Raw genomic sequence first — 23,284 nt, forward strand, 5'->3', positions numbered from 1 at the left:
TTCAGACTCCCTGGACTGCAAGTTGGAGATATTCCTCGTCAGCGATCTCGCTGCGGGGGATGTCGCGGATAATGGAGCCGTCCTTAAGGACGAGGACGCGGTCGCTGACCGCGAGTAGTTCGGGGTACTCGGAAGAGATGACGATGACGGCTTTGCCGGCGCTTGCCAACTCGCGGATCATGTCCAAAATTTCGCTTTTGGTGCCGATGTCAACGCCGGCCGTTGGCTCGTCCAGAATCAGGATGTCCGGATCAGTGCCCAGCCACTTGGCGATGACCACTTTCTGCTGGTTGCCGCCCGAGAGCAGCCGCACCGGTCGGTGGGGGTGAGCGACTTTTACTGCGAACCTCTTGATCAGCGAAGAGGACAACTCCTTGCCCCTGGCACCGTCAAGAAAGGGTCCTCGCTGGATCTGGCCAAGCAGCGGCAGCAGCAGGTTGTCTTGGACTGAGTGCTCCAAGACGAGACCTTGGGCCCTGCGGTCCTCCGGGATGAGGGCGACACCCGCAGTGATGGCCTGCTGCGGCGAGGTTAGATTGATTCGCTCCCCCCGGATGAAGATCTCACCGCTGTCCCGCCGGTCGATGCCGAAGAGTGCGCGGGCCAGTTCTGTGCGACCGCTACCCATAAGACCGGCCAGGCCCAGAATCTCACCGGGTCGAAGCGAGAAGGAGATGTCCCTTACCCGCGGCCCGGCGTTCAGCCCCCGGACCTCCAGCAGCGGGGCGCTGTCATGAGCCACCTGGTCCCGCTCGCGGTAGGCAAGTTGGCCCTCGATCTTCTTGCCGACGATGCCTTCCACGATCTGTTCGGGTGTCACGCCGGTCAGCGGCTCGGTGAGGAGTCGACGACCGTCGCGCAGGATGGTGATCCGGTCGGCCAGACGGTATACCTCGTCCATGCGGTGGGAGATGTAGATGATTGAGATGCCGCGCTGCTTGAGACGGTCGATCAGTTCGAAGAGCGCTTCGGACTCGTGCCGGGCAAGGCTGGCGGTGGGTTCGTCCATGATGAGCACCTGGGCGTTTTGCGAGAGTGCCTTGGCGATCTCGGTCAGCTGCCAGTAGGCCGTGCCGAGCCGGGAGACTTCGGCACGGGGGTCGACGTTCACCTCCATCTCGGCGAAGATCTCCTTGGCCCGCCGCTCCGAGGCGCGGTCGTCGATGAGGCCGGCCGCCCCGAGCGGTTCACCAGCAAGGAAGATGTTCTGAGCGACAGTCAGGCTCGGTACGAGGCTGAATTCCTGGAAAACCATCCCGATGCCGGCGGACTTCGCGTCCTGGATCGAGTTGATGGCGACCGGTTTGCCTCCAATGAGGATCTCGCCAGCGTCTGCCTGATAGACGCCTTGGAGGATTTTCATAAGGGTGGACTTCCCGGCCCCGTTGCCTCCTGCGAGGGCGTGGACCTCGCCCTTCCGGACGTCGAAGCTGACATCCTTCAGGACTGAAACCCCGTTGAAGCCCTTGGAAATCGAGCGCATCTCGACGACATTGTCTGCGGTGTTCATTGTTGCCCTTTCGGGACAGTGGGGGAGGGTGGGTGCCCCCGCCGTCGGGTCTGGCTACTTTTTGTAGGACTCTTGAATGTCCTTGGGAGCGTCCTCGTGGTAAACCTGCTTCCAGGCTTCGAGGACGTTGGAATGGTCAACGGGGAGTGCACTCAGCGCCACATATGCCGGCGCTTTTTTCCCGATGAGCGCTCCTGCGGCCAGCCGGGCCTCCGTAACGCCTTGGTCGAACGGAACCTGGGCCCCGAGGCCGACGATGAGTTGGTCTTTGGCCAAGGCGATGGCGACGTTCTTGCCAAGGTCCTCAGTGGCGATCTTCAAATCCTGTCGGCCTGCAGCACGGGCTGCGGCCATGACACCTTCTGCGGGGACGTCCCAGACCGCCCAGATGCCCGACAGGTCGGCGTATTTGCTCAGCATGGCGTTCGCAGCCGCCTGGGCGTCTCCTGCGAAGTCCGGCCCGGCGATGCCCTTTTCCTCGACGATCTTGATGTCGGGGTACTCCTTGGTGATCGTTTCCTTGAATCCCTGATAGCGCTGCTTGGTCACGAAGAAGTCGGCTTGGTGGAAGACGAGTCCGATCTTTCCCTTGCCACCGATGGCCTTGGCCATTTGGTGGGCGGAAACGACGCCGTTGCCGTAATTGTCGGCGGAGACGACAGAGACGTAGTCCTTGCCGGCAGTCAGCCCCTGGGGAATGTTGTCCATGAAGACGAGCTTGGTTCCGGCGGCCGCGACTTTCTTGTAGGCGGAGGCCGTTGCCACGGGGTCCGTGGGGATGGAGACGATGACGTCCGGGTTCTGCGTCATGACAGTCTCGATGTCCGAAACCTGCTTGTCCGGCTTGAAGTTCGCATCGGTTGTGGCGATGACCTTGATACCGAGCTTTTCGAATTCGCTCTTAAGCCCGTTGGTTTGGGCGGTTGCCCAGTCGTTGCCGCCGTAGTGCATCACGATTGCGGCCTTGGCGTTGAGTGCCTTGACCTTCTCGATCTCGTCGGGCGTCAGATCCGCAACGGATGACGGGGAGGGCGTCTCGCCGTTGGGGCCCTTGCTCAGGACCTGTCCCTTGATCTTGTCAAGGGCCTGCTGGGCTTTCTCGGACACCCCTGCATCGGGAGCGTTTGAGGTGACCGTTGTCGAACTGCTGCAGGAAGCGACGGAAAGGGACAGGGCTGCGGCCAAGGCCACGATGGGAAGCCTGCGGATCATCATTGTTCTCCAGTGCTTGTGAGTGTATGGATAGGTGGGATGGAGGTGTTGGGTCAGGCCAGGGCTATGGCGAGGGCCGGGGGAACCGGCGAGAGGACGAGCCCGCCGGCGGCGGCGGCCGTGCGGATAGCAGCGGCCTTGTCTGACGACGTCAGGACCGCCTCTGCCCGCACTTTGTCGACGAAGAGGCCCAGGGAACACGGTCCGTGATGGGCTTGAACCCACCGGACCGCTTCGCCTGCCGCTTTGGTCATTTCAGCGCCGGCTGTCTCGGTGACCGAGCCGTCAATGGTTGACAGTGACGTCGGCGCGCCTGATTGGTCGACGGAGACCACCAGGCTCGCCCAAAGGAGGTTGTCATCGAAGATGCCGACGACGCCCGAGGAGCCTGCGGAGACGAAGGTGCGGACAGCGGCTGCGAGATCATCACGTGCTGCGTCCGTCAGGAGCACTTCCAAATTGGCCCACTGGACAGGGTCAATATTTCGTAGCCCAACGCTGGGATCGAGTAAAAGTGCATCGACGATGGTGTTGCTCATACCGTTCCCTCTTCGTTGAAGTCTGACTCCGTCAACGTTTACGCCGATACCGTAAACGTTTACGCTCCAAATCGTAAACGTTTACGGGCGTGTGTGTCAACCATCACGCTCCGGGCCGGTTTGAGTTTCGGGAAGCCCGCGGCGACGTAAGATTAAGACGCACGCAACGACCGCGGACTCGGCCCGGCCAGTGCAGGACAGGAGAGCACGTGAGAGGAACAGCGATCCCCCGCGAGGCGAATGAGCGACTTCCGGACACTTCCTTGCGGCGGAAGCCGACTATCAACGATGTGGCACAAATCGCCGGCGTCTCATTCGGGACTGTTTCGCGAGTCCTCAACAACGCGCCGGACGTCAGTGCTTCAACTCGCGAACGAGTTCTGCAGATCGTTAAAGACATCGGGTACCGGCGGAATCGGGCCGCGACCGCGCTGGTCACCAGCCGGTCAACTTCCATCGGCATACTCTCGGACGGCTCGCCACGATTCGGCCCTGTCGGGACGCTCATGGCCCTTGAGAACATTGCGCGTAAGAAGGGCTACGCCACAACCGTCATCAGCGTCGAAAAACCCTATGAAGAGTCTGTGCAAGCCGCCCTCGACACCCTGGACGATACCGGCGTCGGGGGGATCATAGTCATCGCACCTCTCGTCGACATGGCTGCAGCCGTGTGGAATGCCTCATGCCGTGTACCAGTGGAGATGATTGCGGCCGGAGCATCATCAACTCCAAACGTCTTCACATACTCAGAAAACCAGGAGCTCGGAGCGAGGCTGGCCACCCAGCACCTCATAGACCTGGGCCACACCGACATCGCCCACTTCGCCGGCTCCATGGACTGGTTCGACGGACGCGTACGCAAGCGCGGCTGGGAGGCCGCGCTCCGTGATGCCGGACTTGCACCAGGACTGTGCATCGAGGGCGACTGGAGCCCCAAATGGGCCTACGAGACCGGCCTCCAGCTCGTCCGGGAGGGAAGGATCCCTCAGGCGATCTTCGCAGCCAGCGACCATACCGCCCTTGGGCTTATTCGCGCTCTCGCCGAAAACGGCATCCGCGTCCCGGACGACGTCAGTGTCGTCGGATTCGACGACATCGAAGGGTCAGACTATTTCCTGCCGCCCCTGACCACCGTGCGCCAGGACTTTACCGCGCTGGCACTTATGAGCACGGAGGTGCTCCTCGGCGCCATGGAGGGCCGGGACGTCGACCGTACGCCAATCACGCCGACGCTTGTAGTGCGCAACAGCGCCACTCGTGCCACCCCCAAAGCACCTCACCAAAACACACCTGAAACGCCTCCAAACAAAAAGTGAGCGGCAGCATGCATCCGGTTAGTCCCGTCTGACGACCGTTCGCGTTGTCGGAGTATGGAGTGGGTCTACTGGTGACGTGGCCCCGGGCATCAAGTCCGAATATAAAGTGGCGGAGATTTCGTCCTTCTTGCCCGCGTGATCCGCTTCGGCTTCCACATGCCGCCGGAGACCACCCAGGCAGACGTCGAAGACTTCCTGGTCGACCTGGACAGGGCGACCTTTCCGGCGGAGGAGCCGGGCGGTACGATGTGGCCGACAGGAAGACGGGTTGCTGCGGGAACTGTCCAACGGCTCCGGCCGGTTGCGGTCCGTCCCCGCCGTGGCGGGATTCTGGTCAACATCGTTCTGACTAGGGAACTAGACTCGGCACGGGTTCACCGAGCCGAGCGTGTGTCGGCCATCCGGTGGCAGAACGAAGTGATCCTAAAGGACCCCTCGGAGGTCGATGCCGAATTGCTTGCCTGGATCCGCGAAGGATACGCCCGCAGTGCCTGAGGCGGCCACAGTGCCCCTCATCGCGGTGTCCGGGACGCGGATTGCTGGGTTTGTCGGGACAGTGTGAGTGTTCGGCGCCGCGGCGGACTAGTTCCATGAACCCGAGCCCGTCGATGCACACCAGGTCCTTGCCGCCGAATTCAGCGATGGATTTGGCCAGCATCTTTCCTCCGTGGCTTCGGCGAGGTCGCTTACGAGCCTAGTTCCCAGGAGGTCACCCAGGATCATAGCTGCCTCCGGGTGTCCGGGCGACGATTTTGCCCCGCACAGGCCTCCGGCAAAGCCGGATTATTCGCCCGCGTCCGTCGACTGGCGACGATGACGTTCCCGTTGGCCGTACGCCGCCCGAAGAATGTCCTCTTTTGACTCGAATCCAGACCCCAACGCACCACCGATGAGCGCCGCCGATGTCGTCATCCAGGCGACTTCCACAAAGTCCCAAACAGACACGGGATGTTGCAGGGTCAGCGCCAATAAGACATCGTCGATAGTGAACGCCGCGGCCAGCAGCACAGCCACGAACAGCAGGACGTAGCTGATCACCACGCCGATCATCAACGACCACACAGTAGAGGTGTTATATAGGGAGGCCTTGTATCGTTCGAGGGAATCGTCGCGCCGGGGGCTTTCCCACAGATCGTGTTGGGTGATGATCCAGAACACCATCGAACCAATCGAAAGGATCATCAGCAACGTTAGCCTTGGTGCCCCCAGCCGGTCTGCGAGTTGCCAAATTGTGTCCGTGACAAGCGCGAAGGCGCCCGTGGCGATCGCGGCAGCCATTGCGCTTCTCAATCCGAAGACCAGCCGCCAAGGACGGTTCGCCCGCAGCATGCCCGCCAGCAACCGCCCGCGGCCGAGGCGGGTCGCTGAGACATATCGGAACCCAATAGGCCCGTCATCAAGAACAGCGGGCTCGATATGCCGCGATTGGTGCAGAGAGGGCGGACCGAATTCCCCGGCGTCATCTTGGGGATCGAAATGGCGGTGCATCGCCCAGCCGAGGTCGGCGACGGCAGTGCGGACCCGGCGGTCGATATTGACGGCGCCGAGCGCCGGCAAGGAAACCAGGGAGATCGGCTCCCCAAGCGCAACTTCCGCGACCACGGTACGGCCCTCGAAACGAATGGGAAGATCGGTTAGGCAGACCATGACATCCCAGGCACGGAGGATCCGGTGCTTTGCCATGGACTCCAGCATCGGCGCCAACCCATTGCCAGCCGTGAAATCCTGGTACTCGATCACCACAGACCAGTCGTGGCGCTGATCGGCGAGGTTGAGAAGATGGCCCACTTCGCGGCCGTTACGCTCGGCAAACTCCGCGGTGACCTCCGGTTCGGCGAGAACGCCCAGCGTACGGGCAATGGTGGGGTTTACGTCGCCCGAATTTTCCGGCACACCCTGCCTCCTATGATTCAGTGTCTATGACCAGCGACTTGGAGGTCGCCGTCGCAGTGGACACGGGTTTCCGATGTCTCATTCCGTGGGGTCTGTTCCGGGCCGCCGCGGCCCGTGGCCCTACCGGCTTCCCCCGCTCAATCGGTCGGGGGCTGACGGCCGCGGCTTCATCCGGTAGTTCCTCTGGCGCCATGGAAGTGGCATTGCCCCGCCCGTCCAGAACTGCCGATATTCGAATCCGGCAGGTCAGCCGGCACCGCCTTCACTGCGGCTGTTCGGCCTGTTGATGCCTGCTATGGGACATGAAACGGGGCACCGTGCGGACGAAGGCGCCATGCACGCGTTGCGACGTGCAGGTTTAGTCGGGTCTCGGGATCGGCAAGGTCGAAGCCGCTGATCTGCCGGATGCACTTCAGGCGGTAACGCAGAGTGCTTCGATGGATGCTCAGGCTCTCGGCCGTACTGTCATAGTTGCCGCCGTGGTCCAGGTACTGGGCCAGGGTTTGCACCAGGTCAGACCCCCGGCTGTCGTCGGCGCGTTGAAGGTTACCGAGCCACTCGTCGACATAGCCCGCCAGATCCGGTTCGCCTCCAGCTGTGTCCAAGATGCGGTAGATCCCCAGCTGATCAAAGCGGGTGACACCGTAGCGATCGATTGAACCGGCCCGAATGTGCAGCGCGTGCAGGGCTTCCGAGAAGGAGCGCGGAATCTGGGCGACATCCAGGCTTGGACCGCCGATGCCCATGGCCCCGGTGGCACTTCGTAGGGTCCTGGCGACAACGGAAAAGACCTCGGCACCCAACGGATCTCCACGAACCACGGCAACAGCCATGTCCGCGCGCCGTGAAACGAGCGAGGATGAACGAAGTTCCAGCAACGTCCTGCGCAGTGCGACCACGACAGTGTCGTCGGTTCTTGGCGGCTGCCACTCCGCCACGATGACGTGCTGCGGACCACTAATGTCATATCCCAATGCCTCGGTACGAACGCGTGCGGTCGCGCCATCCATTCCGGACACTAGTTCGTCCACCAGGTCGCGCCCCAGCCTCAGTTCCAGCCGGGCCAGGCTGCGGCGGTGCAACAACTCGACCTCCAAGAGCCGTGTTGCGTACTTCAAAGCGAAGACGTTGGCGGCTGTGACCGGCCTGTCGGTTTCCAGCATACAAATAGCTCCCAACACCTCGCCGTGTGAAAGGGCAAGGGCAACGAGCCTTCGCGGTTCGGGGACCGGTGCGCCGGAGGCAAGCCAGAGCTGCGCAGTGCGCGACCTGGCCGCCGCGCCAAGCCTAGGGTAGGGGCGTCTGGACCCGGTCCCAGCCGCCGCGCTAATATGCCCGAACGCGTCCTCAATACAGATGGGCCGCCCCGTCAGCCGTGAAAGGACCTCCGCCAGGAGTCCCTCCCTGGAGTCAGTATCCCCGAGGTCGGGAGTCGTGCCCTGGTCCAGGGCATCCCGGATCTTGGCGTGTTCTTCAAGCTCAAGTACCGTCGCCGAGAGGGACAGGAGACGCTGGTTCATGTCGTCACGGGGGAGCGGCTGACCGATTGAGTCATTCGGGAGTTCCCCGGGGGATCCCCTGGCGTGATTCGTTCCCGTTGTCCCCGCCACTGTCCGCAGCTGTATCAGTTGCGGGAGATCCGGAGGGCCGGCAGCGGACAGCACCAGACACCCGCTGAGCTCGCCACCGTCCCCAACGGTGAAGAGCGCATACCGCCAGCCCGGCCTGGCGCAAGGGAGAACGGAGTCCCTGCCATTGAGACACCGGACGTCCAGGTCCTGAGGCAACGCCGCGCGTTCGGGGACGGGATCCAACTGGCCATTCACTGCGAGGTAACGGTCCGTGACCTCGCAGAACGACGTCTCCGACACCGCCTGCGCGGTCAAGTTGAGGATTTCCTCTGCCATACGTCGATCGAACACAATGATCCTCGTCTCTGTCCACAGCAACGGGGATCTGACAGGGAATACGAGCCTGGCAGACCGTAGTCCGTTGCTCTCCGTGATCGGGATTCGGCTTGAGCCGCTTGTCCCCATCACGGAGTCTAGAATCGACCATTTTCGGGTCCTTCGGTACGCCGTCGTGAACATGACCCTCGACGCAGGCCATCCAACGCCGTACTTGGCCGGGAGACCCATTGCTGTCTCTTGCGGGCTCGGCCAATTCGGCGGCCGATGCGGCGAGGCCGGGATCGGCGCTGCAATACCGCCAAGCTACGCTCGTATGGCCTCCAGCCGGATCTGCCTTTCGATCGTCCATCTCGGAGAGGCACAACCTAATGGCCGACGTGACTTGACTGAAAATCGCCGGAATTGGTGCCCTTGCCGTCTTATCACACCCAGAGATCGGCACGGTCCTGTTTGACTTCACTGTGCCTCGTTCCAACGCGCACCGGATGCTCCATCCCGGAGGAGGCGGAGGTGCTCGTGGATCATTGCCACGGCTGTTGAGCCTTCACCGGCGGCGGCCGTTACGCGCTTCACCGATCCATGCCGAACATCGCCTGCCGCGAACATCCCGGGAACGCTGGTTTCCAGGGGCAGTCGTCTGCGTCCCAGATGGCTGAACTCAGGAGGAAGATCCTCGAGGTCAGCCCCGGTGAGCACAAAACCGTGGTCATCCAGGGTGACAGTACCCTGCAGCCATTCTGTGTGCGGCGTGGCACCGATGAAAATGAAGAGGTATCGGGAGTCGAAGATGCGTTGTTCGCCTGTGGCTCGCAGATCGACGACGATCCGTTCGAGGGCGCCTGAACCGTCTACGCCCACGATGTTGGCCCCCAGCAGTACCTCTATGCCCGCGTGCTCTTTGATCCGTTCCGCGAGGTATCTCGACATGTCCGCGAGGAGGTCCGCCCCGCGGACCACGAGGCGCACTGGTGATCCAGTGCCAGCCAGGAAAAGCGCGGCCTGTCCCGCGGAGTTTCCACCGCCGACGACGGTAACCGGTTGCGATCCGCAGAGCCTGGCCTCGTGGACCGTGGCGGCGTAGAAGACACTAATCCCCTCGAATTCCTCCAGCCCGGGGACTGGCAGCCGGCGGTAATGAACCCCGGTTGCGAGCAGCGCAGCCCGCGAGGTGGCAGGGCCACTCCCGTTGAACTCGGCGCGGAACTCGCCGTCCCTCAACTCGATGGTGCTTGCCCGGCAGGCGACGTTGATCTGGACTCTGAACTTGCGGGCCTGAATGACCGCTCTTTCAGTGAGTTCCCCGCCGGAGATCCCAGCGGGAAAGCCGAGAAAGTTCTCGATCCGCGGAGACGTCCCGGCCTGCCCACCTATCGCGAAGCCTTCCTTAAGGACGACCGACAATCCGTCGGACGCTGCGTAGACGGCGGCCGCCAGGCCTGCCGGCCCGGCCCCGATCACCATGAGATCGTAGGAGGCCGAGTGCTCTTTCACCGTCCGTAGTCCCATGGCAACGGCCAGATCTGCGGTTGAAGGGTTTCTGAGGACCCGCGAGGCGCTGAGCACCACTGCGGGCAGGTCGTTCGCGAGGATCCCTACCCGGTCCAGGATGGCCTGCGCCTGCTCGTCATTCTCCAGATCGACCAGGCGGTGGGGGAGGCGGTTGGCGGCCGCAAATTCCAACAGGCGAATCGTGTCACGGCTGAAACGGGATCCAACGATGCGCATGCCCGCGCCCCAGCTGATCATCAGGATCCGGCGCTGAAGGTGTGCCCGCAGGATGGTCTCGCCCACCTCAGCGTCGGTCAGGACCACACGTCGCAGATCCTCCCCGCTGATCTGGAGCACTTCGCCTGCCTCGGCGGACACAGTACTGGCAAAGGCCGGTTGCCCCTCGACCAGACCCAATTCGCCGAGGAACCGTCCCGGACCGTGAACTTCGAGGATCCTCGTTCCGGGGCCCAGATCAGCAGGCTGTCTGCTCCCGGCGGCATGCAGCCCCTCCACGACCAGTACCGTGCCCTGCAGGACGACGAAGAAGTCAGTGTCGAAGTTTCCCGCCTGTATGAGGACTTCTCCGGCGGAGGTAGCCCGGCTGGTGCCGGCACGGCCCAGCAATTCAATCTGGGCTTGGCCGAGCCGTGGATAGGCGCCGGAGACGTCCGGTGTCTCGATCATCCTCGAGCCTTGGACAGGTTCCATCAGTTGGTTGCCCCGGTACCTTAGACGAATGCCTCATGGGGATAGCACCAGCGCCAGTCCTCGCCGGGCTCCAAGGAACGAACGATTGGGTGCAACTCGGTGGCATGAGCTCGCGCGTGCCGCAGCGGGGAAGAATCACAACATCCGACATGGCCGCAGGAGAGACACAAACGCAAATGTACCCATGGCGTGCCCAAAGACAGACACTCCTCGCAGCCCTGCGGCGAGCGTACCCGAACCGGACGAATCTGCGCGAGATGTGGATCACGAAATCCAGAAATCATGTTGGCTCCTATGTCAGTCCCCGGCTACGAAACCGGCATCGCCGCGACAGCTGGCATAGGCGTTGCGTTGGCACTGATCGGCGGCATGGGCACCATCATGGGGGCGGATTGGGTGCACCGGTTATGCCCAGTAGTAGACCCGGAACGTTGGCGTGTCAATGCCCACGGGAGATCCGCGTCGAGCAGGGAGCTAGACGACGGCGGGACCCTCCCGCCGTCACCGACGCGCCCGGTGTTTCGGAATTGCAGTGAGTCCGGTACCCGAGTGATGAAGTCGCGGCCCCGCGGAAATTCCTTGGACCTGCTGCCTCGGGAGGCTGATCGGGGATTAGGCAATCACGCAAGCCCGAAAGCCCTTGCCCCGTTGGCAGGCTGTTAGCCCATCGAGAGCCGGGTATCAGGGCTTTCGCCCAACCTGCGCAGTCCAACACCGGAGGCGATCAGGAGTATTCCGAAGAGAATTGCGAAGGACGAGAGCAGCCCCAGGAGGCTGAGTATGCCCGGGCCGGGAAGAACGACTAAGAAGAGGCCGAAAACAGTGGTGACGATACCTGTGATCAGCCAGAGCCACCATGACCCGACAGCCTTTTTGGCTTCAAAGGCCAGCGCCATCTGGGAGACACCGAGCATAACCGCCCACAGGCCGATTACGAGCGCCAGCGAAAGGGCGGTGATGCCCGGCCAGACGAACGCGACGAGACCCGCGAGCACGGAGATGATGCCTCCCACTAGTTGCCAGACGGACCGGCGCCGCTTGCGCGTGACGTAGTGCACGATGTTGGTGACGCCGTCTAAGACAGCGTAGATTCCGAAGAGGATCACCATTGCGAGTACGGAAACACCGGGCCAGACGACAACCGAAATGCCGAATAGAACGGCCGCAATGCCCCGAATAATCAACGCAGCTCCTGATCCCTTAAACAATTGTTGTGCCAGTGGGTCAGACATGGCCATACCTCTGTTTCTGGAATGGGTACATTGTAATCTTGCTGAGCGGGGCCACACGAACAGGTCTATTTCGTTGCAGTGCTGCCCAATGTGACTTTCACTGACTTTGTGTCTTGCCCGCGCTGGAACTCGACGTCGGACTGCTGGCCCGGCTCTTTCTTGCGGATAGCGGCAAGGAGGTCGGTCACACTGGCGATCTTCTGCCCGTCGAACTGGGTGATGATGTCTCCTGGCTGCAATCCCGATTTGGCTGCCGGTCCCCCCTGGGCAACTTCGATGACCAGCGCTCCTGACGTTGTAGGGAGGCCAAAGCGGTTTGCGACCTCAGGAGAGATGTCGGTCGGAATGATTCCAAGGACCGGGTGTGTGGCTACTCCGCTCTTCAGAATCTGGTCCGCCACGTCGGTCACCGTGGCCGCCGGAGTCACGAATCCGATCGACACGGCGCCCGAACTGGGCGGCAGATACGCTTCTGAGAGTCCAATGATCTCCGAACTGCTGTTGACCACGGCTCCACCGGAATTGCCCGGGGAGATGGGCGCGTCTGTCTGGACAAGGTCGATAAGCCCCTGCGGCGATCCCTCGGACGGCGGCATATTTCGGTGAAGTGCGGAAACAATGCCCGCCGTGACGGTCTGCTCCAGCCCGAGCGGACTGCCAATAACAACCGCCAGCTGCCCAACTTCGGGAAGCGCCGTCGAGAACTTGGCGGCCGGAAGGTTGGCCCGGTCAGCCTTCACCACTGCCACGTCGGTTGCGTCGTCAACACCGAGGACGACGGCGGAGGCCTGAGTTCCGTCCGCGAAGTGGATCTGGACGCTCTTCAACGGCTTCTTCTGTTGGTCCTCCACCACGTGGGCGTCCGTGACGATGGTCCCGTCGCTGCGGTAAATCACTCCGCTGCCGACGCCGCCTGACGTCACGATCGTGACCACAGAGGGCTCGACTTCTCTGACGATACCTGGAACGGCTGAAAGGTCCCCTGTGGAACTCGACCCCCCCGCGCTGGCTGATTGTGGTGCCGGAGCCGGAGGCGCCCCTGTGCACGCCGACCCGAATATAAGGACCCCTGCGCAGAGAACGGCGGTCCACGCCCCCTTGCGTCCTAGCGCCGGGTGTGAGGCCGTTCTCTCGGCGGCCGCAGGTCTGCTCTTACTCATTGGATTCCCGTTGCCTTCCCTGGCTGTCTAGGAAACAGGTAATAGGTTGAGTCTCCTCCGCTGCCATCGCGTCCGCATGGCCCCGGGACGCCCAAAAACGGCCCGCATATGAATCCCCCAGGTCAACTCGAGGCAGCTCGTTCGCGCTTCCACCTCGCGCTTGACCGGGGTCCTGCAATCCCTCGGCGGCCGTGCGCACGTGGGCGCCAGAGACGCGTGGACTATAACCGGTATCGCGGGTGCTCCGGTGAATGGTGAGGCCGTCGTTCTTGGACCCGCGAGCCGGAGCTGCGTCGTTCGCGACCCATTTGACCTGGCGAATCCTCAGATTATCTCGGCGCCTCGAAGGATACGCCTGGCGAGCCTAGCCTTGAGAGGTCAATTCACTGGAGCATATTTGGACCCTGGAGGGTCATGCCGTCGCTCCGGTCCAAGGGGCAGACTCAAACCCATAAGGCCCATGACAAAGCCCGTTGCGCCTCGTCGCCCAACAGGACAGGGGGTGAGTCATGCGGTGCAATCTCGGGCGGAGGCCGCCACCGGACCGATCGCCCTCTAGGACCGGAGTGCGTCATGGCCAAAGCAGTAGGAATTGATCTCGGCACAACCAACTCGGTGATCGCCGTCTGGGAAGGCGGGGAGGCTCGCGTCATCGCCAATGCGGAAGGCGCCCGGACCACTCCGTCAGTTGTGGCGTATACGGACACCGGGGAACGGCTTGTGGGGCAGCTGGCCCGCCGGCAGGCGATTCTCAACCCCAAGGGAACCATCACGTCGGCCAAGCGGTTTATCGGCCGACACTATGACGAGATTACGGATGAGGCCAAGGCCGTGAGTTTCGACGTCGTAGCGGACGACAACGGCGTGGCGCGTTTTCAAGTTCAGGGCAAGAAAGTCGCACCCGAAGAAGTGAGTGCGCTCGTTCTCCGCAAGCTGGTGGACGACGCCGCGAAGCAGCTGGGCGAAAAGGTGACGGAGGCCGTCATTACGGTTCCTGCGTACTTTAACGATGCACAGCGCACCGCGACCAAGGACGCGGGCAAGATTGCCGGACTGGAAGTCCTGCGCATCATCAACGAACCTACTGCAGCGGCCCTGGCCTACGGCATCGACAAACGTCAGCATGAGACGGTGTTGGTTTTCGACCTTGGCGGCGGAACATTTGATGTGAGTCTGCTGGACGTGGGGGACGGGGTTGTGGAGGTCCGCTCGACGGCGGGTGACACCCATCTTGGCGGCGACGATTTTGACCGCCGACTTGTCGATTACTTGGCCGACGACTTCCAGAAGGAGGCGGGCATCGACCTCCGGTCGGACGCCCAGGCGTTGCAACGCCTTTTCGAGGCGGCCGAGAAAGCGAAGGTCGAGCTGAGTTCTGTGACCCAGACCCAGGTCAACCTTCCCTTTATCACCGCCGACGCCACGGGACCCAAGCATCTGACGACCACCGTTCGGCGTTCGGTTTTTGAAGACATCACCCATGACCTGGTGGAACGCACCATGGATCCGGTCAAGCAGGCGATGACGGACGCCAAGGTTACCGCCAACGACATCGATGAAGTGATTTTGGTTGGCGGCTCCACGCGCATTCCTGCGGTACAGAACGTCGTTCGGCGTCTGACCGGAGGCAAAGACCCCAACATGAGCGTCAATCCCGACGAAGTCGTGGCTATCGGTGCGGCGATCCAGGCCGGGGTGCTCAAGGGAGAGGTTTCGGACGTACTGCTACTAGACGTTGTGCCGCTTTCCCTGGGTGTCGAGACCCGCGGCGGCGTGATGACAAAGATTATCGAGCGCAATACGACCATCCCCGCAAGGCGCAGCGAAGTGTTCTCCACCGCCGACGACAACCAGCCCGCTGTTGACGTGGTGGTCTTGCAAGGGGAGCGGGAACTGGCGACGGATAATCGGGTGCTAGGCCGGTTCCAACTGACCGACATCCGGCCAGCGCCCCGCGGGGAACCGCAGGTCGAGGTCACTTTCGACGTGGACGCAAACGGCATTCTGAACGTCACGGCCCGCGACAAGGACACGGGTAAGGAACAGGGCATCACCATCAGCGAAGGCTCTAACCTCGACGCCAAGGAAGTCGAGCGCATGATTGCCGAGGCTGAGTCCCACAGAAGCGAGGACCTGCAGAACCGGGAGCGGATTGACACCCTGAACGAACTCGATGCGGTGGCCTACCGCGTTGAGCGGGCCGTCAATGAGCTTGGTGGCGCAGTCCCGGTGCATGATAAGGCCCGAGCGGAACTGCTGGTTGGCCAGGCGCGTGACGCTGTCAGCAACCAGGCGGATGTTGGCACCGCGAGGGAACTAATTTCCGAGCTTCAGCAGCTGCAGTCGGCGCTGAGTGCCTCCGCTGCCTCCGCGGCCACTGCAGGGGCCGGCCAGAGATCCGCATCACACCCCGGAGACTCCAACGATGTAAATGACGATGACATCGTCGATGCAGAATTCGATCGTGGCTAGGAACGGCCATGAGCGACCAGACAGGGCCGGCTGGACAGGCCCATCCAGGAAGTGACGGGGCAGAGGCCGCCGCACCCGATGAAAGGGAAACCGGAGCGGCGGCACAGGCGGAGGCGCTGGCCAAAATGGAGGATCTGTGGCGCCGTGCGCTGGCTGACGCAGATAACGTTCGAAAGCGCGCCGCCCGGGACGGCGCACAGCTAAGGGCACAGGAGCGCGCAGCGGTCTCTTTGGTGTGGTTGCCTGTCTTGGACAATCTGGAATTGGCCCTAGCTCACGCCCCGTCTGCCGCGGACCCGCTCGTTGATGGCATAGCCGCTATCCGTTCTCAGGCCATCGATACCCTGGCCCGCCTGGGCTACCCGCGGATCGACGCCGAGAACGTCCCTTTCGACCCGAGGATTCACGAGGTGGTCAGTGTGTCGGAGACGGACGAGGCTCCCCCTGGGACTGTGCTGACCGTACTGCGTCCGGGCTACGGTGGCACGGACGCCATCCTCAGGCCAGCCGCCGTCGTTGTGAGCCGGGCGGTGACCCCGGACCGTGGCTAAGGATCACTACTCAGTTCTCGGCGTCCCGCGCACCGCGAAGCCTGACGAAATCCAGCGCGCCTACCGCAAACTGGCAAGAAGATACCATCCCGACGTCAACCGGGAGCCGGATGCCGCCGACAAGTTCAAAGAGATCGGCGAGGCCTACGACACCTTGTCAGATCCCGAAACCAGGGCGCGCTATGACCGGTTCGGCGCCGACTACCGGCAGTACGCCGGCAGCGGGGCTGGCCCGGGGGGCGGCGGCACGCGGTGGGGTTCCGGCGGGCCGCGCCCCGGCCCCCGGCCGGGCCCGCGCCCGGGACGCAGCGCGTACGGCAACGCCCATGTCGATATGGGAGGCGACGTCGGTTGGGAGGATCTGCTCGGTGGCTGGTTCCGGCAACAGGCAGGGGGCCCGTCCCTGGGGGCGGACCACGAAGCCGAGCTTTGGCTGACCGTGGAGGAAGCTGTCCGCGGCGGAAAGCACACCGTCAGGTTGGCTCAGCCGGACGGGGAGACCCGCGATTATGACGTCGACGTGCCTCCCGGTGTGCTCGATGGGCAGCGCATCCGTCTGGCCGGGGAAGGCGCGGCGGGCCGCGAAGGGGGCCCGCCGGGCGACCTCCTACTGACCGTGCGGTTTCAGCCCGACAGCAGGTACCGGCTAAAGGGCCGGGACATCTACATCGACCTTCCGGTATCGCCTTCGGAGGCCGCCGTAGGGGCCAAGATCAAGGCTCAGGCGCCAACCGGGACAGTCACGATCACCGTGCCCGAGGGCTCCTCTAGCGGCCGCCGGCTGCGGCTGCGAGGACAGGGTATGCCCAACCCGCGGGGATTACCGGGGCACCTGTATGCGGAGATCAAGATCATGGTGCCCCCGAGCCTCAGCAAGGAGGAGCGCAAGCTGTACGAGAAACTCGCCAGCATCTCCGACTTTGATCCGAGGGAGGAGCGATGAGCGAAGTGTATGCGCTCGCCTACCCGTGGCGCCTGAATCTCGAGGCGGTGGCACGCAGCAGCGGTGTCCACCCCGACGTCGTCAGGCGGTTCGTAGAGCTGGATCTGATTCGGCCGCTAGGAGGCGATGCTCCGGGCGGCCCCTGGTTCAGTCCGCGGGCCCCGGAACTGATCGCGCGCGTCCTGCGGCTGCATTCGGAGCTGGCGCTGAACTATGCGGCAATCCCGCTGGTACTGGACTTGCTGGCGCGGGTGGACACGCTGGAACGACGTTTGGTTGAAATCACGCAAGTGGAAAGGACTACTTCGCGATGAACATGGAGAGTTTGACCCAGAAGTCGCAGGAGGCCTTGGCACGGGCCCAGCGGATCGCCCAGCAACACGGCCATACCGAGACCGACGGCGAGCATCTGCTGGCGGCCCTGCTGGAGCAGGAGGGGGGCCTCGTCCCGCGACTACTCGTTGGCATGCAGGTGGACGTGGACGAGCTGAACAGGGCGGTCGAGACCGAGCTGCGGCGGAAGCCGAAGGTCACCGGCCCGGGGGCAGCGCCAGGGCAGGTGTACGTGAGCCGCAGGCTCGGCACACTCCTCGACGCTGCTGAACGTGAAGCCAAACGACTCAAAGACGAGTACGTCTCGGTGGAACACTTGCTGGTCGCGCTGGCGGAGGAAGGCCGGTCCACGGCGGCCGGCAGGGTGCTGGCCGAGCACGGCATCACCCGCGAGGCGTTCCTCTCGGTCCTGACCCAGGTCAGGGGAAACCAGCGCGTCACCTCGGCAACGCCGGAGCAGACCTACGAGGCGCTGGAGAAGTATGGCCGCGATCTGGTGGCGGACGCCCGCACCGGAAAGCTGGATCCGGTCATCGGCCGCGATGCGGAAATCCGGCGGGTCGTCCAGATACTTTCACGCAAGACCAAAAACAATCCGGTGCTTATCGGCGAGCCTGGAGTCGGCAAAACCGCCATTGTGGAGGGACTGGCCCAGCGGATCGTCCGGCAGGATGTGCCGGAAGGCCTAAAGAACAAGACCATTTTCTCGCTCGACCTGAGCGCCCTCGTGGCCGGCGCCAAGTACCGCGGCGAATTCGAGGAGCGGCTGAAGGCGGTGCTGGCCGAGGTGCTGGCGGCAGAAGGCAGGATCCTGCTCTTCGTGGACGAGTTGCACACCGTCGTCGGGGCAGGCGCGTCCGAGGGGTCGATGGACGCCGGTAACATGCTCAAGCCCATGCTGGCCCGCGGGGAGCTGCACATGATCGGCGCCACCACCCTCGACGAATACCGCAAACACATTGAGTCGGATGCGGCTTTGGAACGCCGCTTCCAGCCGGTCACGGTTGACGAGCCCGACGTCGAGGACGCCATTTCCATCCTTCGCGGGCTGCGTGAGCGACTTGAGGTCTTCCACGGCGTACGGATCCAGGATAGTGCTCTGGTGGCTGCGGCTACCCTTTCCCACAGGTACATCACTGACCGGTTTCTTCCGGACAAGGCCATTGACCTCGTGGATGAAGCGTGCGCCCGGCTGCGGACGGAAATTGATTCGATGCCGGCGGAATTGGATGAGCTCACCCGAAAGGTCACGCGGCTCGAAATCGAAGAGGCGGCACTCTCCAAGGAGACCGATCCGGCCAGCAAGACCCGGCTTGAGGAGCTGAGGCGTGAATTGGCGGACCTGCGCGCAGAGGCCGACGCGAAGAGGGCCCAATGGGAAGCCGAACGCCAGGCGATCCACAAGCTGCAGGAAATCCGCAGCGAACTGGAACGGCTGCGACTGGAGGCTGAGGAAGCCGAGCGGAACTACGACCTCAACCGGGCGGCGGAGCTGCGCTACGGCCGGCTTGCCGACCTCGAACGGCGGCTGGCCGCCGAGGAAGAACGGCTGACCGCCAAACAGGGTGAAAAGCGCCTGCTCCGCGAGGTAGTGACGGAGGAGGAGATCGCCGACATCGTCGCGGCCTGGACAGGAATACCGGTCGCACGGCTGAAGGAGGGCGAACGCGAAAAAGTCCTGCACCTGGATGAAATCCTGCGCACCCGCGTTGTGGGGCAGGAAGAAGCGATTAGCGCGGTGTCGGACGCCATCATCCGCGCCCGCTCCGGGATCCGGGATCCCCGCCGGCCCATCGGCTCCTTTATCTTCCTCGGCCCGACCGGCGTCGGGAAGACCGAGCTTGCCAAGGCTCTGGCTGCGGCGCTCTTTGACAGCGAGAACGCAATGATCCGGCTGGACATGAGTGAGTACCAGGAGCGGCACACCGTGAGCCGCCTGCTGGGGGCGCCTCCTGGCTACATCGGTTACGACGAAGGAGGACAGCTTACGGAAGCGGTACGCCGGAAGCCGTACTCGGTAGTGCTGTTCGATGAGGTGGAAAAAGCCCATCCGGACATTTTCAACACCTTGCTCCAGGTGCTCGACGACGGACGGATTACGGACTCGCAGGGCCGGACCGTCGATTTCCGCAATACCGTCATCATCATGACCTCCAATATCGGCTCCCAGTATCTTTTGGAGGGTTCGTCCGAAGGCGGAGCGATCACCGAGGAGGCGCGCGGCATGGTGATGGGTGAGCTCCGGGCGCATTTCCGCCCCGAGTTCCTCAACCGCGTGGACGATACGGTTCTGTTCGCTCCCCTGGGACTGCCGCAAATCGAACGCATCGTTGACCTGCAGTTCCAGCAGCTGCGGCAGCGGCTGGCCGAGCAGCAAGTAGAGCTGCACCTAACCGAGGAGGCGCGCCTTCTGATAGCCGAGCGCGGCTTCGATCCGGTGTACGGAGCCCGGCCCTTGCGCCGTTATATTTCCCATGTGGTGGAAACGCAGGTGGGCCGGGCCTTGCTGCGTGGCAGCATCGCGGAGGGCGGAGTCGTCACGGTGACCGAATCCGGAGGGGAATTAGTGGTTGACTACAGCACGATGGAGCTGGAGGGGGCTGGAACAGCATGAACAAGGCCATCATCAAATGTCCCCATTGCGGCAAATCCAACCGGGTTCCGGCTGTCGCCGAGGGCCGGCCGCGCTGCGGGAGTTGCCACCGGGAGCTTCCTTGGGTGGTTGAAGCGGGCGACGATGACTTCGGCGAGATCGCCGAACGGTCCGGCGTTCCGGTGATGGTGGACTTTTGGGCGGTGTGGTGCGGACCCTGCAGGATGGTGAGCCCCGTGCTGGACCAGTTGGCACACGAACGCGCGGGGCAGATCAAACTTGTGAAGGTCGACGTGGACCACTCGCCGCAGCTCTCCGCCAGGTTCGCCATTCAGGCGGTGCCAACGTTAATGGTCATCGTCGACGGCAAGATCGTCGCGAGGCAGGCCGGTGCGGCTCCCGCGCCGGTGCTGAGGTCCTGGTTGGAGGGGGCACTCACGAAGTAGCTCAATAACAGCGGACGACGACGGGCGGTTTCCCGCTATCGTCCCTTATGGGCCGTGCGTGTCCCCGTTCCAGACGCTCAAGTCCCTCCGCGAGGACGTCAATCCCGGCGATGCCCTGCTGATCGAGGACGGCAAGGTCGCCCAGGCGATCGTTGGCGGCATTTCTTGGCTGCACTGCGATCGTCAGTGGCGCTAATTGGACTGGAGCGAAGAGGACAGCGAGACAGGCAGAGGGGAGTCGACGAGGTTTGGTACGCCCCCGAAGGAGGCCAGGGTCCGGGCCGTCTCCACGAACTCGCGCGCCAGCCCGTCATTGACGTCAGTGCGCCATGCAATCGACAGCGGAGAGGGCGGGACGTCTCTGACCGGGATGAAAGACAGCCCGGGACGGTCATAGAAGCGTTGGGTCGAGGCCTGAGTGAACGCAATGCCCCGCTCACCCATGATGGCTTCGAAACATTCGTCGACGGTGGCTACCTGAGTGCCCATACGGACCGGCTGCCCGCCGCGGGCCTGGGTTGCGAGCCAGAAATCCCTCCACTTATCCGGAGCCTTGCGGGCGACGAAGGACTCATCAACGACCTGTTCGACCGAGACTTCAGACAGCCCGGCAAAGCGGGAACTGCTGGCAACTACGAGGACCCGAGGCTCAATGAACAGTGTCTCCATGGCGAGCCAGTCAGCCGCCGGCAGGGGCGGCCGCACAAATGCCACGTCAGCGCTTCCATCGGCCAACCCCGCTGTGGGGTCAGCGAAATCGAAGGACCTCATCTGCACGTGGATTTCCGGGTGGTTGTTCTTGAACGCTGCGAGGATTCGCGGGGTCAGTTCAGCAGCCGCGTTGGCCTGGAAGCCGACTATCAAGGTGCCCCGCACGCCGCTCGCGACCTCACGCGTCAACGAAACGGCGCGCTCCGCGGCGGATAAAAGGCGCTTAGCTTCACCCAGCAGGACGTCCCCTGCGCTGGTCAGGGAGACGCTGCGGCTGGTCCGGATCAGCAGGGGAGTGCCGAGCGAGTGTTCAAGCTTCCGTATTTGGACGCTGAGGGATGGCTGCGCGATATGAAGTCGGGCAGCGGCTCGACCAAAATGCAGCTCTTCTGCGACGGCGACGAAGTACTGCAGAACGCGCAGGTCTAGCTGTGGCTGCTGCATCGTTCAACTGTAAGCTCCGCCGCAATCGGGGTCCAATAGTTTCAGGCTATCGGTGGATAGTGGACAGGTATTGGACCGTTCGGGGTCACGGCGACTGCAATGGAAACAGCGAAGGGTTGCCAACGGAGATAGTCGCAAAGGCGCTCCAGAAACCCCGCTTTCGAGGCTCGGACAGAGAAGTCCGACCCTCCGCGAGTTCAACGAGAGGAACAACGAAATGACGGTCGCAACACGTGCCCCTTCTGTAGAATCCTGGGTTCAGAGCTTCACCGGGGCCAACAACCAGGACCCGGAAATTCAGGCCCACGGAAAGTACTTCACCTGCTCCTACCTGCTGGACATGGAGGCGCACACCTTTGTCGTCCGGGTGGTGTCCGGCACCATCGCCCAGATTTCCGTGGACCCGGGACCCATCGAGGTGCCCTACCAGTTCGCCATCCGGGCCAGCGCCCACACCTGGGGTGAATTCGGCAAGCCCGTCCCGGCTCCCATGTACCACGGCATCTGGGCCGCCACTTTCCAGCGCGACATGAAGCTGGAGGGCGACGTCCTGGTCCTGATGCAGAACCTGCGCTGCCTCACCCGCCAGATCGAACTGCTGCGCTCAACCGGCGCACCCGTCTAGACCATAGGAGTTCCTGACATGAGCAAAATTTCCCCCGTCACCGGCCACTACGTCACCGTCGACGTGGACGGCCTCGAATACAAGGTTTTCTACCTCGAAAACGGCCAGGGGCAGCCCTTGGTCTGCCAGCACACCGCCGGAGCCCACAACCACCAGTGGCGCGGCCTGCTGGAGGACCCGGAGATCACCGCCAACTACCGCGTCATCGCCTACGACCTCCCCCGCCATGGCAAATCAGACCCCCCTGAAAACACCCAGTGGTGGACCGAGGAGTACCAGCTCAGCGCGGACCACTTCGCCAACTTCATTGTCGCCCTCGTCGATGCACTGGAACTGGTCGACCCCATCTTCATGGGATCCTCCTTCGGTGGCAACGTAGCGCTGCAGCTCGCCCACCGCTTCCCGGAGAGGTTCGACGCCGTCATCCCCGTAGAGGGGGCGGACTACTCGCCGGGGTTCTACCTCGACTGGTGGCAGCACCCACACGCCAACGCCGCGCAGGTGTGCGGCAGCGGCACCTGGGACCTCATGGCACCGCAATCGCCGGAGGCGGACCGCTGGAAAACGTGGTTCTACTACACGCAGGGTTCCGAGGCGTTCAAGGGTGACCTGTACTTCTACTCGGTGGACCACGATCTGCGCGGCAAACTAGGCGAAATCCAGACGAATAAATGTGCGGTGGTCCTGATGACCGGCGAGTACGACTACCTCACCACCCCTGAAGACGGAGCCCGCACCGCCGGCCAGATCCCGGGTGCCGAGTTCATCGAGATGAAGGCTATCGGGCACTTCCCGATGAGCGAGAACTACCCGGTCTTCAAGGGATACCTCGTTCAGGCTCTGGACCTGATCCGCACCAAGACGAGCGTCCGAGCCTAGCCGGCTCACACCAAAGGCGTCGGTGCCGACCCCAGAGGGCCGGCACCGACCCTGCCACCTCAATGGTGAAAGACACACAGAAGATTTAGCTTCCTCATGCCCTGCCTCTGGCAGCGGACTGCCCCAAACTGCTGAAGGTCGGGCTGCACGCCGCTACGACTTCCTTCAAACCCCTTGGAGATAGAACGATGTCAACAAACGCCCAGCGTGAAGCCGCGCTGCTGGCCTCCGTGCCGACTGGCCTGCTGATCAACGGCGAATGGCGCCCGGCAGCGTCCGGGAAGACGTTCGACGTCGAGGATCCCGCCACCGGCAA

20 protein-coding genes are annotated in these 23,284 nt (G+C 63.1%); 10 read left to right on the forward strand and 10 right to left on the reverse strand.

Translation table 11 applies throughout. The features are described from left to right. Position 1: 1 nt before the first annotated feature. Genes AC07YR_RS05585 through AC07YR_RS05595 form a run of 3 tightly spaced genes read right to left on the reverse strand, consistent with a single transcriptional unit; the run spans position 2 to position 3,261 of the window. Positions 2-1,510 carry a sugar ABC transporter ATP-binding protein gene (locus tag AC07YR_RS05585; RefSeq protein WP_436065235.1) on the reverse strand — a complete coding sequence of 503 codons (1,509 nt, stop codon included), beginning with the start codon at positions 1,508-1,510 and terminating at the stop codon, positions 2-4. A gap of 54 nt (positions 1,511-1,564) precedes the next feature. After that, positions 1,565-2,725 (reverse strand): substrate-binding domain-containing protein, encoded by a 1,161-nt coding sequence (locus tag AC07YR_RS05590; RefSeq protein ID WP_494733363.1) that lies wholly within the window; start codon positions 2,723-2,725, stop codon positions 1,565-1,567. 50 nt (positions 2,726-2,775) lie between these two features. Next, positions 2,776-3,261, reverse strand: a complete 486-nt coding sequence (locus AC07YR_RS05595; RefSeq protein ID WP_494733364.1) for a hypothetical protein — start codon at positions 3,259-3,261, stop codon at positions 2,776-2,778. Positions 3,262-3,470: 209 nt separating this feature from the next. Between AC07YR_RS05595 and AC07YR_RS05600 the strand changes: the two genes are divergently transcribed. After that, on the forward strand, positions 3,471-4,577 hold the full coding sequence (locus AC07YR_RS05600) for a LacI family DNA-binding transcriptional regulator (RefSeq protein ID WP_494733365.1): 1,107 nt from the start codon (positions 3,471-3,473) through the stop codon (positions 4,575-4,577). A gap of 783 nt (positions 4,578-5,360) precedes the next feature. Here AC07YR_RS05600 and AC07YR_RS05605 read toward each other — a convergent pair. The 6 genes from AC07YR_RS05605 to AC07YR_RS05630 form a co-directional block, all read right to left on the reverse strand. After that, entirely contained in the window at positions 5,361-6,470 is a 1,110-nt protein-coding gene (locus tag AC07YR_RS05605) for a hypothetical protein (RefSeq protein WP_494733366.1), read from the reverse strand. A gap of 293 nt (positions 6,471-6,763) precedes the next feature. Next, positions 6,764-7,633 (reverse strand): PucR family transcriptional regulator, encoded by an 870-nt coding sequence (locus AC07YR_RS05610; protein WP_494733367.1) that lies wholly within the window; start codon positions 7,631-7,633, stop codon positions 6,764-6,766. Between the two features lie 1,203 nt (positions 7,634-8,836). After that, the gene (locus AC07YR_RS05615) at positions 8,837-10,555 is read right to left on the reverse strand and encodes an FAD-dependent oxidoreductase (RefSeq protein WP_494733368.1); all 1,719 of its coding nucleotides are present in this window, start codon (positions 10,553-10,555) and stop codon (positions 8,837-8,839) included. Between the two features lie 44 nt (positions 10,556-10,599). Further along, complete coding sequence (locus AC07YR_RS05620) at positions 10,600-10,863, reverse strand: UBP-type zinc finger domain-containing protein (protein WP_494733369.1); 264 nt, start codon at positions 10,861-10,863, stop codon at positions 10,600-10,602. A gap of 375 nt (positions 10,864-11,238) precedes the next feature. Further along, positions 11,239-11,811 (reverse strand): HdeD family acid-resistance protein, encoded by a 573-nt coding sequence (locus tag AC07YR_RS05625; protein WP_494733370.1) that lies wholly within the window; start codon positions 11,809-11,811, stop codon positions 11,239-11,241. A gap of 65 nt (positions 11,812-11,876) precedes the next feature. Next, positions 11,877-12,746, reverse strand: coding sequence for a S1C family serine protease (locus tag AC07YR_RS05630; RefSeq protein WP_494733371.1), 870 nt, complete (start codon positions 12,744-12,746; stop codon positions 11,877-11,879). A 798-nt stretch (positions 12,747-13,544) separates the two neighbouring features. Between AC07YR_RS05630 and dnaK the strand changes: the two genes are divergently transcribed. From dnaK to AC07YR_RS05665, 7 genes are read left to right on the forward strand one after another with little or no spacing between them, the layout of a single operon-like run. Further along, positions 13,545-15,443, forward strand: coding sequence for a molecular chaperone DnaK (dnaK, locus tag AC07YR_RS05635; RefSeq protein WP_494733372.1), 1,899 nt, complete (start codon positions 13,545-13,547; stop codon positions 15,441-15,443). 8 nt (positions 15,444-15,451) lie between these two features. After that, positions 15,452-15,994 carry a nucleotide exchange factor GrpE gene (locus tag AC07YR_RS05640; protein ID WP_494733373.1) on the forward strand — a complete coding sequence of 181 codons (543 nt, stop codon included), beginning with the start codon at positions 15,452-15,454 and terminating at the stop codon, positions 15,992-15,994. Continuing rightward, the gene (locus tag AC07YR_RS05645; protein WP_494733374.1) at positions 15,987-16,937 is read left to right on the forward strand and encodes a DnaJ C-terminal domain-containing protein; all 951 of its coding nucleotides are present in this window, start codon (positions 15,987-15,989) and stop codon (positions 16,935-16,937) included. The genes AC07YR_RS05640 and AC07YR_RS05645 overlap by 8 nt, the downstream gene beginning before the upstream one ends. Beyond that, positions 16,934-17,251 carry a chaperone modulator CbpM gene (locus AC07YR_RS05650; protein WP_476913871.1) on the forward strand — a complete coding sequence of 106 codons (318 nt, stop codon included), beginning with the start codon at positions 16,934-16,936 and terminating at the stop codon, positions 17,249-17,251. The genes AC07YR_RS05645 and AC07YR_RS05650 overlap by 4 nt, the downstream gene beginning before the upstream one ends. After that, entirely contained in the window at positions 17,248-19,884 is a 2,637-nt protein-coding gene (clpB, locus tag AC07YR_RS05655) for an ATP-dependent chaperone ClpB (RefSeq protein WP_494733375.1), read from the forward strand. The genes AC07YR_RS05650 and clpB overlap by 4 nt, the downstream gene beginning before the upstream one ends. Next, on the forward strand, positions 19,881-20,309 hold the full coding sequence (gene trxA / locus AC07YR_RS05660; RefSeq protein WP_494733376.1) for a thioredoxin: 429 nt from the start codon (positions 19,881-19,883) through the stop codon (positions 20,307-20,309). The genes clpB and trxA overlap by 4 nt, the downstream gene beginning before the upstream one ends. Positions 20,310-20,367: 58 nt before the next feature. After that, positions 20,368-20,505, forward strand: coding sequence for a hypothetical protein (locus AC07YR_RS05665; RefSeq protein WP_494733377.1), 138 nt, complete (start codon positions 20,368-20,370; stop codon positions 20,503-20,505). Here AC07YR_RS05665 and AC07YR_RS05670 read toward each other — a convergent pair. Next, complete coding sequence (locus AC07YR_RS05670; protein WP_494733378.1) at positions 20,502-21,464, reverse strand: LysR family transcriptional regulator; 963 nt, start codon at positions 21,462-21,464, stop codon at positions 20,502-20,504. The genes AC07YR_RS05665 and AC07YR_RS05670 overlap by 4 nt on opposite strands. Before the next feature lie 217 nt (positions 21,465-21,681). Between AC07YR_RS05670 and AC07YR_RS05675 the strand changes: the two genes are divergently transcribed. Both AC07YR_RS05675 and AC07YR_RS05680 read left to right on the forward strand, forming a co-directional pair. Continuing rightward, entirely contained in the window at positions 21,682-22,089 is a 408-nt protein-coding gene (locus tag AC07YR_RS05675; RefSeq protein ID WP_494733379.1) for a hypothetical protein, read from the forward strand. An 18-nt stretch (positions 22,090-22,107) separates the two neighbouring features. After that, positions 22,108-22,968 carry an alpha/beta fold hydrolase gene (locus tag AC07YR_RS05680; RefSeq protein WP_209745382.1) on the forward strand — a complete coding sequence of 287 codons (861 nt, stop codon included), beginning with the start codon at positions 22,108-22,110 and terminating at the stop codon, positions 22,966-22,968. Positions 22,969-23,284: the final 316 nt, after the last annotated feature.

The organism is Arthrobacter sp. GW460-12-1-14-TSB2, assembly GCF_059423525.1.

Bases quoted from the DNA above. Each gene is read 5' to 3' on its own strand.
- AC07YR_RS05595 (WP_494733364.1), bottom strand. From the start codon at position 3,261: ATGAGCAACACCATCGTCGATGCACTTTTACTCGATCCCAGCGTTGGG.
- AC07YR_RS05650 (WP_476913871.1), top strand. From the start codon at position 16,934: ATGAGCGAAGTGTATGCGCTCGCCTACCCGTGGCGCCTGAATCTCGAG.
- dnaK (WP_494733372.1), top strand. From the start codon at position 13,545: ATGGCCAAAGCAGTAGGAATTGATCTCGGCACAACCAACTCGGTGATC.
- AC07YR_RS05610 (WP_494733367.1), bottom strand. From the start codon at position 7,633: ATGCTGGAAACCGACAGGCCGGTCACAGCCGCCAACGTCTTCGCTTTG.
- AC07YR_RS05670 (WP_494733378.1), bottom strand. From the start codon at position 21,464: ATGCAGCAGCCACAGCTAGACCTGCGCGTTCTGCAGTACTTCGTCGCC.
- trxA (WP_494733376.1), top strand. From the start codon at position 19,881: ATGAACAAGGCCATCATCAAATGTCCCCATTGCGGCAAATCCAACCGG.
- AC07YR_RS05640 (WP_494733373.1), top strand. From the start codon at position 15,452: ATGAGCGACCAGACAGGGCCGGCTGGACAGGCCCATCCAGGAAGTGAC.
- AC07YR_RS05590 (WP_494733363.1), bottom strand. From the start codon at position 2,725: ATGATGATCCGCAGGCTTCCCATCGTGGCCTTGGCCGCAGCCCTGTCC.
- AC07YR_RS05675 (WP_494733379.1), top strand. From the start codon at position 21,682: ATGACGGTCGCAACACGTGCCCCTTCTGTAGAATCCTGGGTTCAGAGC.
- AC07YR_RS05615 (WP_494733368.1), bottom strand. From the start codon at position 10,555: ATGATCGAGACACCGGACGTCTCCGGCGCCTATCCACGGCTCGGCCAA.
- AC07YR_RS05620 (WP_494733369.1), bottom strand. From the start codon at position 10,863: ATGATTTCTGGATTTCGTGATCCACATCTCGCGCAGATTCGTCCGGTT.
- AC07YR_RS05585 (WP_436065235.1), bottom strand. From the start codon at position 1,510: ATGAACACCGCAGACAATGTCGTCGAGATGCGCTCGATTTCCAAGGGC.
- AC07YR_RS05625 (WP_494733370.1), bottom strand. From the start codon at position 11,811: ATGTCTGACCCACTGGCACAACAATTGTTTAAGGGATCAGGAGCTGCG.
- AC07YR_RS05680 (WP_209745382.1), top strand. From the start codon at position 22,108: ATGAGCAAAATTTCCCCCGTCACCGGCCACTACGTCACCGTCGACGTG.
- clpB (WP_494733375.1), top strand. From the start codon at position 17,248: ATGAACATGGAGAGTTTGACCCAGAAGTCGCAGGAGGCCTTGGCACGG.